Consider the following 17,134-nt stretch of genomic DNA (forward strand, 5'->3'; position numbering starts at 1 on the left):
TATTTAATTTAATTGTTGATTCGTTTAGTTGCAACTTGTAAATAGATAAACTATGGGATCGTATGCATTAACTTCTGTAAAATAGCAGAATTATCTATAAAGTTAGTATATGGTAGCATCTTCAAAATTTTTTCTGATTATCTTAAGAACAAAGTTTTACGTTTATCTAGCTTAAATTATTGAATTTATAGGTGTATGAACCGTTTGCATCAATTTTCTTTACCTTTACTAATAAATGACAATGCGTCACTTCAATTATCGGTAAATGCTCTTTTACAAGAAAAATTTATTACTTTAGACACTGAATTTGTTCGTGAACGTACCTATTGGCCGCAATTGTGTCTTTTGCAAATTGCAGGATCTAATGCGACATATCTTATTGATACCTTAGCGGATGAATTGGATTTGACCTTGCTTTTGCCTCTTTTAACGTCACAAAACGTTATGAAAGTGTTGCATGGGGCTGCTCAGGATTTAGAAATTTTTATGAATTTATTTGGGGTTTTGCCAGCCCCTGTTTTTGATACGCAAATTGCATCAATGGTTGCGGGGTTTGGAAATCAAATTGGATATGACACTTTGGTTGAATCCCTTTTAAAAGTAAAAATTGATAAATCACATCGATATAGCGATTGGTCTATAAGACCTCTAACGGTAGAACAACAAAATTACGCGTCCTCCGATGTGACCTACCTTCGTGAGGTCTATCAAATTTTGTTAAAGCAATTACAAGGCACGAATAGATTAAGTTGGGTTGATTCAGAAATGAAAATATTGATGGATCCTTTTTTATACACGCCATCAATTGAAAAAATGTGGAAACGTTTATGTCCTCGAACGCATAATAGAAGAGTACTCGGATGTTTGTATGCTGTGTTAGAGTGGAGAGAGAATGTTGCCCAGCAGTATAATAAACCACGTCAACATATTTTAAGAGATGAAAGCGTAATTACTATTGCAGCATCTTTGCCCGATCAAGAAAAGGCCCTCAGTCGAATAAGAGGGGTTAGCTCTAACTTAATTGAAAGTAAAGAAGGACAATCGTTATTAAAAATTATAAAAGAAACTAAAGTGAAACCTTTACGCGATCTACCTTTGCCGTCATTGGAAAAATCTTCTGTTGAAAAGCCTCCTGAAGCCTTGACTGCTTTATTAAAAGTTCTTTTGCAAGCCAAATGTGAGGAATTTAAAGTAGCACCAAAATTGGTTGCAAGTACGAAAGACATAGAAAAATTAGCCTTGGGTTCTCGTGATTTGGTCATGTTAGAAGGATGGCGTCGCGATGTTTTTGGGAAGGATGCGCTTGATTTATGTGAAGGCCATTTGATTCTTGGAGTTAAAGGGCAGAAAGTTGAATTAATAAGATGTTAATTAGGTTTATATTTTGTATAAACTTAATTTGAAGCTACGGGGGTTAACTTTAGGGAAAGGGAATGGAAATCATGGAGTGGAATGAAAAAGCTGTTGCCCGGCTACGTGAGCTGTGGTTGCAAGGTTTATCTACAGCTGAAATAGGGCGTCATTTAAATGTTACGAAAAATGCAGTGGTCGGGAAAGTACATCGCTTGGGTTTAGAAGGAAGACCTTCGCCGATTCGTAAGCCGCGAGTAAAAAATAGTAAAGAAGAAGCAGATCTAAAGCAAAATTCAAAACCAAGTGAAAAGGAAATTAAACCTAGCAAAACAGGACAAGACCAATACATTAAACAGGCAAGATCTGAAAAAAAAAATGATCTTAAAAATAGGCTAACCGATAAAATTAAAAAACCTAAGATTGAGTTCGTAGCTATAGAGGAAACACCAAAAAAACGTCCATACACGGAGTGCTGTTGGCCTATTGGTGATCCTGGAACAAAGGGTTTTCATTTTTGTGGAGCCCCAGCGATACCGGGTAAGCCTTATTGTTTAGAGCACATACAAATTGCTTATGTTAAGCTGAGAGATAGAAAAAATAACGCTGCTTGATTTGTGTAAGGTAAGAGTTATTTGAATAAAGCATAGGATTAAGTGTAACTTTTACCTTATTTATGCCAAATTTTTATCTAAAAAAGAATCACTATTTTTAATTTTATCTTGTGAAAGAGTAGAAACATTCGTTGTATTTATAGGTTTAAGTTTTTCCGTGGTAATCATCTCGATCTGGCCTGTAATTTGCCCACCATCTTCGACTTTTAATCGTCTGCATTTCGCTTTGCCGAGTAATTTTCCTGTCTCAGTAACCGTAAGATTACCTTGAGCAACGATGCTCCCTTCTACAACGCCAGTTATTTCAATATCTTGGGTTTCAATCTCGCCGTGAAAAATCCCTGATCTTTGAATGATAACCTGTTTTGTTTTTAAGATTTCAGTTTCAACATTGCCTTCTACAACAAGTATTTCAATGTCATCTAATGTTCCTTTAATGTGTATGCCTTGTCCAACAAGGAGCATTCGTTTATGTTGTTTTTCGCTAAAAGATACACCCAAATTGCCTACGTTATATTTTTTGTCAGATTGAGAAAGGGGAGTATTACGATTAGTTAACTTTTTTTCCAATATTGAAGGGAGATTATTAGCCATTGAAGTTTAACCTTATATTATAGACTTGAGATAGGGTTTAGTTATTACGGAAAACAAAACATTTTTCCTAAAGCTATGAAAAGTAGAAATTTGCGCGAAAAATAGCAAATTTTCACTGCGGTTCAGTTTATTATGATTTATATAAATCGACAACTGCATTGCAAGCAAAAGATTTGAATTTAGTAGAGAACAAGTAGTGGTGGTGTTTAATTTATGGTCAAAGCGATGGAACATAAGGAATTATAGATGAAAAGCTTTAAAACTATTAACCAAAAGGAAAAGGCAGCAGTCGAATTTGATATTGTAGGCATTGGAAACGCTATTGTCGATATTTTGGCTCAAGTAGATTGTGATTTTATTAAAAGTCAGAATATGGCGCTGGGTACAATGACCTTAATTGATTCTAATCGTGCGCAAGAATTGGAAAGATTGATTACACCAGAAAAAGAAATGAGTGGTGGTTCAGTAGCCAATAGTTGTTTTGTCGCAGCTTCAATGGGCCTTAAAACTGCTTATTTGGGAAAAGTTGCAAATGATAGTTTGGGTAAACATTTTGCTGAAGATATACGTCAAGGAGGGGTTTATTTCCCCTCTAAATCATTGAAAGTTGAACGGTATCCTGATTTATATACAGCACGTTCCATTATTTTTGTTACGCCTGACGGACAACGTACTATGAACACCTATTTAGGAGCTTGTACGCAATTTAAACCCGAAGATGTAGCCGAAAACGAAAACATAATAAGTGCTGCAAAAATCACTCTTCTAGAGGGATATTTATTTGATGGTGATTTGGCGAGAGAAGCGTTTTACCAGGCTGCTAATATTGTGCACAAAGCGAAAAAAATGGTTGCTTTTAGCTTATCTGATCCTTTATGTGTAAAACGCCATTTAGAACATTTTAAAGCTTTTGTTTCTACACATGTCGATATGGTGTTCGCGAACGAAGTTGAAATATGTGCATTGTATGAAACGGAAAATTTAGAAGAAGCATTGAGGCAAGCAAGCCAAGAGGTTTCAGTGGTAGTGGTAACGTGTGGAAATAGAGGAAGTATTATTATTTCAGCTTCAGAGCGAATAGAAGTGGATTGTATACCCACCGTTGTTATAGATACAACAGGTGCAGGAGATGCCTATGTTGCTGGTTTTCTTTCAGGATGGGCTACTAATCAAACTTTTGCCGAATGTGGGCGTTTAGGGAGTATTGTTGCTTCAGAAGTTATTTCACATTTTGGCGCAAGACCTTTGTCAGAATTAAAAGCAGTTATGAATTTTTAATTGAGATATTAGGTAACATTTCAATTAAAAATGTCGCTTTAATATTTTTATCTGCTGAATCACACTACAACCTAAAGAATTAAAATTGGAGTAACGGAATATTATGGAAATTCGTAACATTGCTATTATCGCTCATGTTGACCATGGCAAGACGACGTTGGTGGATCAATTGCTACAACAATCGGGTACGTTTCGAGAAAACCAACACGTTGTCGATAGAGCGATGGATAGTAATGATCTCGAACGGGAAAGGGGTATAACGATACTTGCTAAATGTACTTCGGTGGTATGGAAAGACGTGCGTATTAATATTATTGATACACCTGGGCATGCTGATTTTGGTGGGGAAGTTGAACGCATATTGTCAATGGTTGATGGCGCAGTGGTTCTGGTCGATGCTGCCGAAGGGGCCTTACCTCAAACTAAATTCGTTGTAGCCAAAGCATTAGGTAGAGGATTAAGACCTATTGTTGTAGTGAATAAAGTCGATCGGGCGGATGCTCGTGCGGATGAAGTGCATGGTGAAGTGTTTGACCTTTTTGCTGCGCAAGGGGCCGATGATGATCAGCTGGATTTTCCTATGTTGTATGCTTCGGGTCGTCAAGGTTGGGCCGATTTCACTATAGAGGGGCATAAAAACGATTTGTCTGAGTTGTTTGATCTCATTGTAAAGCATGTACCCCGTCCTAAAGTTGACAAGAATGCTCCATTTGCAATGGTGACAAGCATTTTAGAATATGACAATTTTTTAGGTCGTATCCTAACGGGACGTATCGAACAAGGTTCGGCTAAAGTAAATATGCCCGTTAGAGTTCTTCGTACAGATGGTTCTATTGTGGAAACAGGTAGAATTAGTAAATTATTAGCATTTCGAGGGTTGGAAAGAGTTCCTGTTGACGAAGTTCATGCAGGAGATATCGTAGCGATCGCAGGCTTATCGGAAGCAACCGTCTCTGAAACGATTGCCTCTCCAGAAATTACCACAGCTCTTCATGCTGAGCCGATTGATCCTCCTACTTTATCCATGACATTTCGAATAAACGACGGTCCGCTTGGGGGAAGGGAAGGAAAAAAAGTAACTTCTCGTCAAATAAGAGAGCGGCTAATGCGTGAAGTCGAGGGTAATGTTGCCATACGAGTAACAGACAGTTCTGAAACCGATGCATTTGAAGTGGCTGGTAGAGGAGAGCTGCAATTAGGCGTTTTGATAGAAACGATGCGCCGAGAGGGTTTTGAATTGACGATTGGGCGTCCAAAGGTTTTGACACGCTTGAATCCAGAAACAAATGAAAAAGAAGAACCTTATGAAGAAGTACTTGTTGATGTTGACGAGCCTTACTCTGGTGTAGTGGTCGAAAAATTATCGGTAAGAAAAGGGGTAATGCAAGACATGACCCCGTCTGGGGGTGGTAAAGTAAGGTTAACCTTCAAAATACCTTCTAGAGGATTAATTGGTTATCATAGTGAGTTTCTTACAGATACGCGTGGCACAGGAATTATGAATCGCTTATTTTCCGGATATGGTACTTGGGCAGGTCCAATTGCAGGCCGTCGTAATGGATCTTTGATTTCAGCCGAAGATGGCGTTGCGGTTCAATATTCGCTTTTTTCCCTGCAAGATAGAGGAACTTTGTTCATAGGCCCTTCAGAGAAGGTTTATGTTGGTATGATTTTGGGTGAACATTCCCGTGAAAATGATTTGGATGTTAATCCTATTAGAGAAAAAAAATTAACCAATATTCGTGCGGCTGGAAAGGACGAGGCTTTGTTGCTTACTCCGCCAAAAAGAATGTCTTTAGAGCAAGCGATAGCTTATATAGAAGACGATGAATTGGTTGAGGTAACGCCTTCAGCCATAAGAATACGTAAGTTTTATTTAAATCCGCATGACCGCAAGCGAAATACACGACAAAAAAAGGAAGACTAATTGTAAATAATTGTAATAAGACCATTTTGATTCTATTCGCAATAATCTATGTTTTCTAATGTGGTCGTCAATTAAATGGTTACTATTTCGCCATTTTTTTCCATTTAGACGAAATATTTTTTAAGGATTGGTTTTTTATTATAGCGAATACGTTCAAATTGTGGCGTAAGTGCTAAAAAGCGGCAACGTGTGATTTTTTTATTATATGACATGGTAAAATTATTATGCTAGCTTCGTTTCATATCGAAGATTTATGTTCGATAGGTACTTAACTCTATATTTTAAATTTGGTGTATTACAATGAAATTATTTTCTCGTCTTTCTACCGTTTTATCAACCGTTGCTTTATTAGGTTTTGCTGCTCCGGCTTTTGCGCAAAATAATTCAGCTCCAGCTCCAGTTGCAGCCCCAGCCCCTGAAGCAACTCCAGCCCCAGCTCCTGAAGGGCAACAAGCTCCAGTTACAAAGCATGAACAAAAAGCACACGCAGGTAAAGCTCATCATGGAAAAAAAGGCTGTCATAGTAAAAAATGTCACCATGGAAAGAAAGCTTCACCTTCTGAAACCTCTTCACCTGAAATGTCAGCTCCTGAAGCTAACTAAATGCTAGTTGCATAGTAGAAGAAAGTAGGGTTTACTTTTTCCTACAAATAATTTTTTTTTATTAAAAATGTAGATAGTGTTTTGTTACTATCGTATTTATTTATAAATACGATAGTAACGATTGTCCATAGAAGTTAATATTTCGTAACCAATCGTATTGGCTGCGTGTGCGATAGAATCAAGGGTATTAAAAGATCCAACCAACTCAATTTTGTCGCCGATTTTGGTGGCGTCTTTGGGTAAAGATGATATGTCTACAAATAAAGAGTCCATTGATATTCTGCCAATAATAGGCAAAGGTTTATGCATAAATTTTTCGTGTACAAGGTATAATTTTTCACTTAACGATCGAAAAAAACCATCTGCATAGCCTACAGAAATAATAGCGATTTTTGTAGTTTGTTTGGCTTTATAAGAGGCACCATATCCTACAAATGTTTTAGGATGTATTGTTTTTATTTGTATAATTTTTCCTAGTAAAGTGACTACTGAACGCATTGGATTTTTTTCTCTAGGCGTTGGATTTATTCCGTATAAAGCTGCTCCAGGCCTTACCATGTCAAAATGCCAAGCTTTCCCTAAAAATATTCCACTTGAAGCAGCCAAGCTGCTGGGAGCGTTTGGTAAAAAATTCTTAAGTTTTTTAAATTGCTCCAACTGTTGGGTATTTTCTTTATGTTCAGGTGTATCCGCGCAAGCAAGGTGGCTGACAATAAGTTTGGGCTTAAAGGCATCCCAAACAGCAAGAGGAATATCTTTTATTTCTTTTTCATCAAGCCCAAAACGAGACATTCCTGAATCTAGTTGAATACCCGCTTCATAAAAAACATTGTTTTGAAGGCAAAATTGATACCATTGTTTAATTTGCTCACTGGTATTAAGAATAGGTATAAGATTATAGTCTAAAAAGAGTTTTTCGTGTTTCCCGATTAACCCATGTAAAACATAAATCGAAAATTCCTTTTTAAGAATTTTTCTTAATGCAATTCCCTCGTCTAAATAGGCTACAAAAAAATTTTTGCAGCCAGCTTTTGCTAAAGCCTTGGAAATACGATCGGCTCCTAATCCATAAGCATCTGCTTTTACAACCGCAGAACATCGTGCCGACTCTACTTTTTTTTGTAAAAAAAGGTAATTTTCAATAATAGCACTAAGATTTATATGCAGTTCGGCGCCTGATCTTTCACGAAAAAGATCTCTTTTTTGATTAGAATGTTGTGTATGCATGTTACTTTTTTTGACCAAGGGATTATGAAGATATTCCTAAAGAGGTTGAATGCTCAAAATGTAAAGCTGTGTTAGGAAAAACGACGGAATAAGCTGCATGAGAGGCCAACGCTGCCTCACTAAATCCTTGCAATATAAGCTTTAATTTTCCTGGATACGACGCAATATCGCCAATAGCATATATGCCTTCAATATTGGTTTGACATGTTGCAGGTGTAACAGGTATTCGGTTTTGTTGTATGTCTAAACCCGAAGTAGACAAGGGAGTAAGATCACTTGTTAAGCCAAAAAAGGCTAGAAGATGATCCGCTTTCAATGATTTTATAGTTTTATCTGAAGAAATGATATCGATAGAATTTAATTTTCCTTTTTCCCCATGTAATTTGTGAAGTTGAAAAGGGACTTCTTTTATAATTTTTTGCTCCAAGACAGCGGAATCCAGACGATGTATACTTTCGGGCGTTGCTCGAAAACGATCTCGCCGATGAATTAATGTTATAGATTTTGCCTTATCTTTTAATGCTAATGCCCAATCTACTGCTGAATCCCCCCCGCCTGCGATGACAATATCTTGCCCTGTAAATTGTTCACTGTGACGTACGTAGTAATGAATACATCCTCCTTCTTCAAAAATCTCAATATTTTCTAAAGGAGGCCGGTTTGGACCAAAAGATCCTGCCCCTGCCGCAATAAAAACTGCCTTTGTTTGAATACTATCCTCTGTGTGGGTTGTTAGTAAAAAATTGTTTTTTTCTCCCTCTATTTTAATAACAGTTTGGGATAATAACCGAGGAACACTAAAAGGCTCTATTTGTTTCTCAAGGGAATCGATTAAGGATTGTGCAGTAATTGAGGGGTGAGCTGGTATGTCAAAAATAGGTTTTTCTGGATACAAAGCAGAGCACTGACCCCCTACGTTTCTAAGTGCATCAATAAGCACACAATTCATTTTTAACATATTGCATTCAAAAGCGGCAAATAAACCTGCAGGTCCTGCACCTATAATAGCAATATCAGTATTAAGGGAAAGTTTTGTCATAATTATTGCTCTTGGTAGTGGTTTAAAAAGTGACGGGTATATCATCCTAGTTAAAACTTAAGGTGAAGTATCCTTTAAGATAAACGCACTTAAAAGATTTACCTATAAAGTTAAACGTTGATTTTTATCTTATTTAAATAAAATAAACTATTATCTTATAAAAAAACTCCTAAGCCAATAAGGAAAAATTAAGTGATGGATCTAAAAGCAGTTTGTCCCTTATCCACTCTTGAAGATACAGAAAATTTAGCTAAAAAAATTGCCAGTAATATTAAAACTGGCGATTCAATTTTGCTATTTGGTCCTTTAGGTGTAGGAAAAACATCTTTTGCACGTGCATTAATACGATCGGCTTGTAAAAATAAATGGATGGAGGTGCCAAGCCCTTCTTTTACTTTAGTACAAATTTACGATAGTCCAGATTTTTGTCTTTACCATTATGATTTGTGGCGTTTAAAAAGTGAAGAGGAATTATTAGAATTAGATTGGGATGAGGCTCAAGAAAATATTGTAATCGTAGAATGGCCAGAACGTTTAGGAGCTTTAATGCCAAAACATGCTTTGCATGTTCATTTTAGTATAAAACCCGATAAGACTCGTTTAGCAATTTTATCGCATTGGGATGAAAGACTAAAATTATTATTTAATCCTCAAATAAACCAGTGATGAAAGAAAAATATAGGTTAATGATGTGAAATTAATTACCATACCGTTTAATAATCCATTTTTAGAACTAGTAGCACAACATTGGATTCAAGAGATTGGCCTTCAAAATATTGCATCACAAAAAGGGCTAATCTTAGTCCCTAATCGACGAACTGCGAAGACTTTAGTAGAAACTTTTTTAAAAGTGATGCAAGGTAAATCTATTTTATTACCAAAAATTGTTCCTGTAGGTGATTTGGATGAAGCGGCCATGGTACTGAGTGGCCAACACCAATTTGCTTTGCCCCCTGCTATTCATCCCATTCGTAGAACCGCTTTATTATCTGTTTTGATTAAGCAAATGAATAAAGCTACACAAGTTGAACAATATGCGGGTGAAGTTTGGCAATTAGCTGCTTCATTGGGCGAACTTATGGATGAGGCAGAGTGGTCTGGTTGCGCTTTGAAAGATGCTTTGCCAAATGCGGTTGAAGCGGATTACGCTGAACATTGGCAAGAGGTTTTGAAATTTCTTACCATTGTTACCCATTATTGGCCGCAATGGCTTAAAGATAATACGTTAATGAACCCTGTCGCTCGAAAGTTGGTTTTGTTAACAATGCAAGCAGAATTTTGGAATAAAAATATAACGGCAGAACCAATTTGGGCTATAGGATTTGCCACTGCAAATTCTGAAATTGTTGGTTTATTGAATTCGGTTTTACAGTTGCCAAACGGGAAATTGATTATTTCTAATTTACAGAAAGATCTACCTGAAGATATTTGGAATAGCCTTCCGTTAACCCACCCTTATGCAGAAATGGCAAAAATGTTAAGATCCTTGGGTATTTCTAGAAAAGATTTTCAATGCTGGGAAGATTCAAATTTAGCTTTAGTCTCTCAAGAGAGGATTTATGCATTTCATCAGTCATTACTACCCGCAGAATTATTGGAACAATGGTTTGATAATTCGATACCAGTCCATTTGAAAGGATGTTACTTATCCGAACCTTTTGATCAACAACATGAGGCTGTGTCCATTGCTTTAGCTATAAGGGATGCGTTGGAAACCCCTTATAAAAAAATTGCTTTGGTAACACCAGATAGGGGGCTGGCTACCAGAGTGGTGGCAGAGCTGGGTCGTTGGGGTATATTTGCTGACGACGGTGCAGGAGAATCGTTATATAAAACTCCTGCTGCCATTTTGCTAGGTTTGATTTTACGTGCATCTCTTGAACAATTTACCCCTATTTCTTTACTAGCTTTATTAAAGCATCCTTTTGTATGTTGTGGATATGCAAGGCATTTGTGCCGAAATTATACAAGGCTTTTGGAAATTAATGTTTTAAGGCAATTTTGTGCTTCTGGATTAGACGAGATTAGATCATTAGCCAATCAAAAGATTTCTCAACTTAACCAAGCTAAGAGCGAACCTTTAAGTGAAGGAGCTCGGCAATACTTGTCCAACGCACTTGAGGTTAAAAATATGCTCAACCAATTGGATGATTTCATGTCTCCATTGTTAAATGAGCCAGAAAAACGTTCGATGGATCAATGGATTACTGTATTGGTCACCGTTGCCGAAGCGTTAACTACTAATCACAACACAGATGGTGAGGAAATTTTATGGAGTGGTGCAGAAGGCAATGCTTTGGCAGAGCATTTGCGAAATCTTATGGTGGAGGCAAATAATTTAGTTGATTTAACCCTCCAAGAGTTTGAGAGTATTTTAAACGCTTCTTATCATAATATATTTGTTCATTCTCAACGTGTGTTACGAGGTCGTACTTTAAATTTTTTACACCCACGTGTGAATATTTGGGGACTGATTGAGGCAAGATTACAAACTGTCGATTTGGTTATATTAGGAGGATTGTCAGAGGGAATATGGCCTGAAACAATGGTTTCAGGCCCGTGGATTTGTCGCCCCATGCGTGAAAAAATGAATATCGTTCTACCTGAATGTCAAGTCGGATATTCTGCTTATGATTTTTTGGCACTATGTTGTTCTATACCTAAAGTGATTCTGAGTGTTCCTCAAAAAAGAGAGAACGCACCGGCAGTGCCTTCTCGTTGGGTGACACGGTTAAAAGCATGGTTATATCGGCGATCAAGTCATATTGATCCACATCCTTCTATACAATGGTCGACTATATTAGATACGCATGAGGAAATTAAACCTATTGATCCACCTTGTCCAAAACCTCCTTTGAAATGGCGCCCCAAAACCATGTCCATCGCAGAAGTGGAAAAATGGATCAAAGATCCTTACGAACTTTATGCACAAAAAATTTTGAAATTAAAAAAGATACCTGATTTGCAAGCGGATCTTTCTGCTAGTCTTTTTGGTAAAATTGTTCATGAAGGCCTTAAAAATGTTTATGAAAATAAGTTTATGGATCCTCAAAGTGTAAAACAATCGCTGTTGAACGTTCTCAATGTTAGAAAAGATATTTCATTAATCACAAAACAATGGTGGAGGCCACGCCTTATACGTTTAGCCGAATGGATATACGAAACCGAATGCAAACGTCGTTCAGCAGGGGAAAGTGGTCATATTTATGTAAAAAAAGAGGGAATTTATGATTTTTATCAAGATACAGAGTTGTCGTTCACGCTGCAAGATGTTGCGGATCGTATAGAGGTAAAGTCAACGGGCGCTGTTGAAATTATTGATTATAAAACAGGGAAGATTCCTTCTCAAAATAACATTAAATGCGGTGATTTCCCGAAATTACCTTTAGAGGCAGCGATGCTTCAAAGAGGGGCTTTTGGGGAAGAGTTGGTTTGTCAATACGATATATGCCTAAGTTATTGGAAACTTCAGGGTAAGCGGGATGATAGCAATGAAAACCTAAAGCCAAATGAAGCAAAAGAGAAGAAAAATTCAAAAGAAGAAATTCAACAATTAATTGATTATTACTGGGATTGTTTGTTGGAACTTATAAAGAGTTATCATGATCCCGGTCAGCCCTACTTATTTCGTCCCCATTCTCATAAATTTTTGAATTTTAATACTAACATCATATATTACGGTGACTTTGCTCATTTAGCGAGAGTATCTGAATGGGAAAATTCAAGAAAGAGACGAGGATGAAATGGGTATATGTTATACACCTATTAAAGAAGCGAACGAGCAGCAACGCATAGCTTCTTGTCCAAATCGATCTTCTTTTGTATCGGCGTCTGCGGGTAGTGGAAAAACCAAATTATTGGTTGACCGTTTATTAAGATTAATGCTTCCTTATAGAACTGAGGATGGAAAATTTTATTTAGGCACATCGCCTGATCGTATACAATGCTTGACATACACTAAAGCCGCTGCAACTGAAATGATCATACGATTACAGCAACGATTAAGCGATTGGGTAGGTCGTAGTGATGCTCAATTAGAGCAAGCCCTAACAGAATTAAATGTTATTGCTGACAAAGAGACCAAGAAACAGGCCAGAGCCTTATTTGCTCGCGTACTCGATTTACCAGGAGGTATGCGTATTGAAACCAATCATGCTTTTTGTCAGTGCCTTTTGCAAAAATTTCCTAAAGAAGCTGAAATTAGCCCACGCTTTAAAATTATTGATGAGGTAGAGAATAAATTAGTTTTTTCTCAAGCGCTAGAAAAAGGGATTACCAAAGTTTTTTCTCATAACATAGAATGTTTGAGCACGGTTATAGAGAAAAAAAATGTTTTAGAAATCTTACAACAACTTCAAAAAAACGCTCATGACGTTCATTGTGTGTTTGAGTTAATGGATAAAGGTATTTTTGAAGCATGTTTACAAAAGAATTTAGGATTACAGTATCGCGATAAAAAAGATTATATTCGTCGTTTTTGTCAGGATATTTGCAGTAATAACGCATTAAAAGAATGTCTTAAAAAAGCCTCAAGTGCGAAAGGAGAAAAACTTCAACAGCTTTCCTTAAAATGTAATGGTTGGATAAACAAAAATAGTTTCGACCAAGAAAAACATATTGCTGAATGGATAAAGTTTTTTTTAACGGATACAAAAAAAACTAGGTCTATTAAAGGTACCAAAGAAGACGATTCAACGATTGTCGATTTCCTTGAAAAATATGCAAAAGATGTCGAAAATTTTCACTACAAACTAAATGCTTATGAAATTTTTGATTATACAATTGCGTTGTTTCATATAGTGAAACCAATTTGGGAATATTATCATAAAGTAAAAAAGAACGATGGAGTGCTGAATTATGAGGATTTGATTTCTTGTACTTTGAAGTTGCTCGAAAATCCTGGTTCTGCATGGATATTGTTTAAATTGGATGGTGGTATTGATCATATTCTTCTTGATGAAGTTCAAGACAATTCTTCGGAACAGTGGAAAATTATCTTGGAATTGTCCAGTGACTTTTTTTCAAGTATAAGCAGCAATAAAGATGTGATTCGCACCATTTTTGCTGTAGGGGACTTTAAACAATCTATTTATTCTTTTCAGGGTGCAAAACCGCAAGAGTTTTTAAAAGCGCGCGATAATTTTCGCTCGAAAGTGCAAAATGCTCAGCAATCTTGGGCAGATCCACAACTTAGGGTATCGTTTCGTTCTAGTCAAATTATTTTGGATTTCGTTGATCAGGTATGTTGGTCTGAAAAAAAATTGCCAGGTTTATTGCTCTGTGAAAATGATCAATTTAAACACCTTTCTGCCCAAACAGACGCACCGGGTCGTGTCGATATTTGGCCTATTCTTAAAATTGATTCGTCAGAAGTTGCTACAAAAGATAACTTGTGGAAACCAAAGCGTGAAAATAAATTTAATCCAAATGCAGAGTGGATATTAGCCGATACATTAGCAATTTGGCTAAAATCTAACATTGGTAACGCTCCGCCTTACGGGGGCAAACCTTTGCAAGCAGGTGATATTTTAATTCTTGTAAGGAAACGTACTTCCTTCTCTACAGCACTTATTCGCTCATTAAAAAAACATAACGTGCCTTTAGCGAATTTAGTAAAAACATTGCTTTTGGATCAACTCGCTGTTCAGGATTTATTGGTTTTATGTGAAGTCTTGCTGTTACCTCAAGACGATTTATCGCTTGCGTGTGTATTGAAATCTCCCTTAGGTGGATTAGAGGAAGAAAGTTTGATGGAGCTTGCTGCTCCTAGAAATAGCGGACAAAGTTTGTGGCAGACGTTATCGTTGAGGAGTGAAGAGCGAGAGGAGTGGTCAAATGCTTGGAAAATGCTATCTGCTCTTTTTTCTCGTGTTGATTATGTCACCCCTTATGGTTTGCTTGTTGAAATATTAGGAGAACATAGAGGGCGTACAAATCTTATTTCACGGTTAGGTAGCGAGGCTATCGAAGCGATCGATGAACTTTTATCCAAAGCGCTACAATATGAGTCAACCAAAGCACCTTCTTTACAAGGTTTTTTACACTGGTTAAAGCAATCGGAGTGTTCTGTTAAAAATGAATCAGAAGCTAATTCTGGAATGGTGAGATTAATGACGGTTCATGGTGCTAAAGGGTTGCAAGCAAGGCTCGTTATTTTACCCGATGCGCTGAATAGTTTTTCCGAAAGGAAAGAGGGACAAAGGGTTTTGTGGAAAAATGACCCTGATATAAAAGTCAAAATACCTTTCTATATTCCTCATCGTGACTTTAGAATTCCTGAATATTATAGTTGTCAAGCGGAACGCAATGATCTTGAAAAAGATGAAAGTAATCGTTTACTCTATGTGGCGTTAACCAGAGCAAGTGAGTGGTTATTAATATGTGGTTCGCAATCATCCGCGAAAAATAATAATAATTATTCGCATCAATGGTATACACTAACATTGCAGGCTATTAAAGAACTCTCTTCTCAGTCGTGCGTATTCACAGAAAATTATTGGGTTGGAAAACATTTCTGGATAGAAAAAAAGATAGAAAACGAAGAAAATCAAACGGAAATGGTCATTTCTGATCCTAAAAGGACTATTGAGTCAATTTGTTTACCAAAATGGATGGGGAGAGAGCGCGGTTGGATACCTGAGTATTTGATGAGTGAAAGTAAAACTATTTCTTCTTTAGCACCTAGTCGACCTGAACATTTAGGTTCAATACCTTCATTGGTGTCTCCTTTGCAGGTAAAAAATGGAAAAGATCCATTTTATCGAGGACGTTTAATTCATCAACTTCTACAATATTTACCCGATTGTTCAGCAGACAAGAGGTATCAAATAGCTCAGAGTTGGTTGACCCAATTCAAAAATAAATATACATATCATGAAATTGAAAAAATTATTCACCAAGTTATGAATATAATGAACGTGCCCGAATTAAAATCTTTATTCGATAATCAGAGTCTGTCTGAACAGCCTTTGACGGGGGTTGTGAATGGTGTTGTGGTTATGGGACAAATTGACCGTATGCGTATTTTATCAGATAAAATTTTATTGTGTGATTTTAAATCTGGCCGAAAAATACCGAAAACAGTTGATCAAGTACCTCTTATTTATTTAAAGCAAATGGCAGCTTATTGGATTTTGTTAAAAGAAATTTATCCAGCACATATTATAAAACCATTCATTATTTGGACCGATGAGGCCAAGGTTATGTTTTTACCATTGGAACTATTATCTCAATATATACCCTCTAAAAAAGATAAAGTTTCTTGAATGGTATAAATTGAGTATATTGTAAGTGATGAAATTGTTAGAAAAGGATTTAATATGGGTGAATTTACTGTGGCTATTACAGATGATACATTTGAGCAAGTTGTTTTGAAATCAGATAAACCTGTCTTGGTTGATTTTTGGGCAGAATGGTGCGGTCCTTGTAAAATGGTTGCTCCAGTTTTAGAAGGGTTAGCCCAAGAAATGAAAGATCAATTAACAATTGCCAAGCTTAATGTTGAAGAAAATCCAAAATCTCCAACAACTTATGGTGTTCGGGGTATCCCTACTATGATTTTGTTTAAAAATGGACAGCCGGCATCCACAAAGGTAGGTGCGTTACCTAAAGAAAAATTGAAAGCTTGGATCGACACTGCTTTAAAGTAACTTTTTAAATATCAGCCCAAGAAATTGGGCTAATGTTTAATTCCCTCAATAGTTTTGGCAATTTTGGATTACAAAGCGCTTTTAATTCCTCAATCGGTTCATAGCTAGGCATAAATTGGTGATAAATTCCTGTGTTGCTGGTTGAGGGATGAAAAAATATTTCTGAACGACCAGGTGGCAAATTTTTGAGTAAAGAAGACACCATGTTAAAATTCATATGACCACATTCGTCAATACCAAAACACCAGTCAAAATAATTTATGTTGGACTGCTTTAGTTGGTTTTCTAATATTTTGGACCAATAATAAAGAGAGTGACCAGAAAAGTAGTTTTTTTTCTTTTTTATTAGTTTTAAAATTTTTATAGGTTCTTTGGGTAAACGTATATTGTTTATGCCGAGGCGCTTTACTATGTCAATCAGCAGTCGACCGATGGTTGGATGTAAATGCATATGCTTATGGACGTCAATGTGGCTCAATTTTAAACCGGTTTTCTGAAAAATATTTATTTGCGCTTCGATTTCCGCAGCTAGCTGATGACGAATTTTAAAGTCAAAAAAATATTTAAAACCAAGTTTAACGGGATCAGAAGGAAATGAGTTTTTTTCATTAACTAAATCCGGAATAGTTTTGTGAGGTAAAGCTGAATTGCCTTCCACTAGAACCAAATGAAGACCAACGTTTAAATTTGGCATTCTTTTTGCTCTTTGAATAGCATCTTCTACTGCATCACCCGTGATCATAAGGCTTGCTGTACTAAGTATTCCTGTGGTATGAGCTCTTTCCACAGCTTCATTAACTTCTTTGGAAAGTCCAAAGTCGTCTGCTGAAAATAAAACTTTTCTTATCACAAA

Annotated in this window: 13 protein-coding genes; 9 read left to right on the forward strand and 4 right to left on the reverse strand. The window is 36.6% G+C overall.

Annotated elements, in window-relative coordinates:
- The first annotated feature begins 195 nt into the window (after positions 1 to 195).
- Both rnd and AABE15_RS02565 read left to right on the forward strand, forming a co-directional pair.
- A complete protein-coding gene (gene rnd, locus AABE15_RS02560; RefSeq protein WP_338329716.1) occupies positions 196 to 1,371 on the forward strand; it encodes a ribonuclease D in 1,176 nt (391 codons plus the stop codon).
- 71 nt (positions 1,372 to 1,442) lie between these two features.
- Positions 1,443 to 1,964 carry a GcrA family cell cycle regulator gene (locus AABE15_RS02565; RefSeq protein WP_338329741.1) on the forward strand — a complete coding sequence of 174 codons (522 nt, stop codon included), beginning with the start codon at positions 1,443 to 1,445 and terminating at the stop codon, positions 1,962 to 1,964.
- Positions 1,965 to 2,024: 60 nt separating this feature from the next.
- Here AABE15_RS02565 and AABE15_RS02570 read toward each other — a convergent pair whose 3' ends face one another.
- Positions 2,025 to 2,558 carry a polymer-forming cytoskeletal protein gene (locus AABE15_RS02570; protein ID WP_338329717.1) on the reverse strand — a complete coding sequence of 178 codons (534 nt, stop codon included), beginning with the start codon at positions 2,556 to 2,558 and terminating at the stop codon, positions 2,025 to 2,027.
- Between the two features lie 246 nt (positions 2,559 to 2,804).
- Between AABE15_RS02570 and AABE15_RS02575 the strand changes: the two genes are divergently transcribed.
- From AABE15_RS02575 to AABE15_RS02585, 3 genes are all read left to right on the forward strand, one after another.
- Positions 2,805 to 3,836, forward strand: a complete 1,032-nt coding sequence (locus AABE15_RS02575) for an adenosine kinase (RefSeq protein ID WP_338329718.1) — start codon at positions 2,805 to 2,807, stop codon at positions 3,834 to 3,836.
- Positions 3,837 to 3,939: 103 nt separating this feature from the next.
- Positions 3,940 to 5,763 (forward strand): translational GTPase TypA, encoded by a 1,824-nt coding sequence (gene typA / locus AABE15_RS02580; RefSeq protein ID WP_338329719.1) that lies wholly within the window; start codon positions 3,940 to 3,942, stop codon positions 5,761 to 5,763.
- 300 nt (positions 5,764 to 6,063) lie between these two features.
- Entirely contained in the window at positions 6,064 to 6,366 is a 303-nt protein-coding gene (locus AABE15_RS02585; RefSeq protein ID WP_338329720.1) for a hypothetical protein, read from the forward strand.
- 96 nt (positions 6,367 to 6,462) lie between these two features.
- Here AABE15_RS02585 and alr read toward each other — a convergent pair whose 3' ends face one another.
- Entirely contained in the window at positions 6,463 to 7,593 is a 1,131-nt protein-coding gene (gene alr, locus AABE15_RS02590) for an alanine racemase (RefSeq protein ID WP_338329721.1), read from the reverse strand.
- Positions 7,594 to 7,615: 22 nt separating this feature from the next.
- Positions 7,616 to 8,632, reverse strand: coding sequence for an NAD(P)/FAD-dependent oxidoreductase (locus tag AABE15_RS02595; RefSeq protein ID WP_338329722.1), 1,017 nt, complete (start codon positions 8,630 to 8,632; stop codon positions 7,616 to 7,618).
- Between the two features lie 195 nt (positions 8,633 to 8,827).
- Between AABE15_RS02595 and tsaE the strand changes: the two genes are divergently transcribed.
- From tsaE to trxA, 4 genes are read left to right on the forward strand one after another with little or no spacing between them, the layout of a single operon-like run.
- Complete coding sequence (gene tsaE, locus AABE15_RS02600) at positions 8,828 to 9,298, forward strand: tRNA (adenosine(37)-N6)-threonylcarbamoyltransferase complex ATPase subunit type 1 TsaE (protein ID WP_338329742.1); 471 nt, start codon at positions 8,828 to 8,830, stop codon at positions 9,296 to 9,298.
- 25 nt (positions 9,299 to 9,323) lie between these two features.
- Positions 9,324 to 12,374, forward strand: coding sequence for a double-strand break repair protein AddB (gene addB / locus AABE15_RS02605; RefSeq protein ID WP_338329723.1), 3,051 nt, complete (start codon positions 9,324 to 9,326; stop codon positions 12,372 to 12,374).
- Position 12,375: 1 nt separating this feature from the next.
- Entirely contained in the window at positions 12,376 to 15,897 is a 3,522-nt protein-coding gene (addA, locus tag AABE15_RS02610) for a double-strand break repair helicase AddA (protein ID WP_338329724.1), read from the forward strand.
- A 54-nt stretch (positions 15,898 to 15,951) separates the two neighbouring features.
- A complete protein-coding gene (gene trxA, locus AABE15_RS02615; protein ID WP_338329725.1) occupies positions 15,952 to 16,281 on the forward strand; it encodes a thioredoxin TrxA in 330 nt (109 codons plus the stop codon).
- A 4-nt stretch (positions 16,282 to 16,285) separates the two neighbouring features.
- Here the strand turns inward: trxA and hpnK are convergent, their stop codons facing one another.
- Positions 16,286 to 17,131, reverse strand: a complete 846-nt coding sequence (gene hpnK / locus AABE15_RS02620) for a hopanoid biosynthesis-associated protein HpnK (RefSeq protein ID WP_338329726.1) — start codon at positions 17,129 to 17,131, stop codon at positions 16,286 to 16,288.
- Positions 17,132 to 17,134 lie beyond the last annotated feature (3 nt).

The organism is Commensalibacter sp. Nvir (assembly GCF_963921845.1).
Lineage (GTDB): Bacteria > Pseudomonadota > Alphaproteobacteria > Acetobacterales > Acetobacteraceae > Commensalibacter.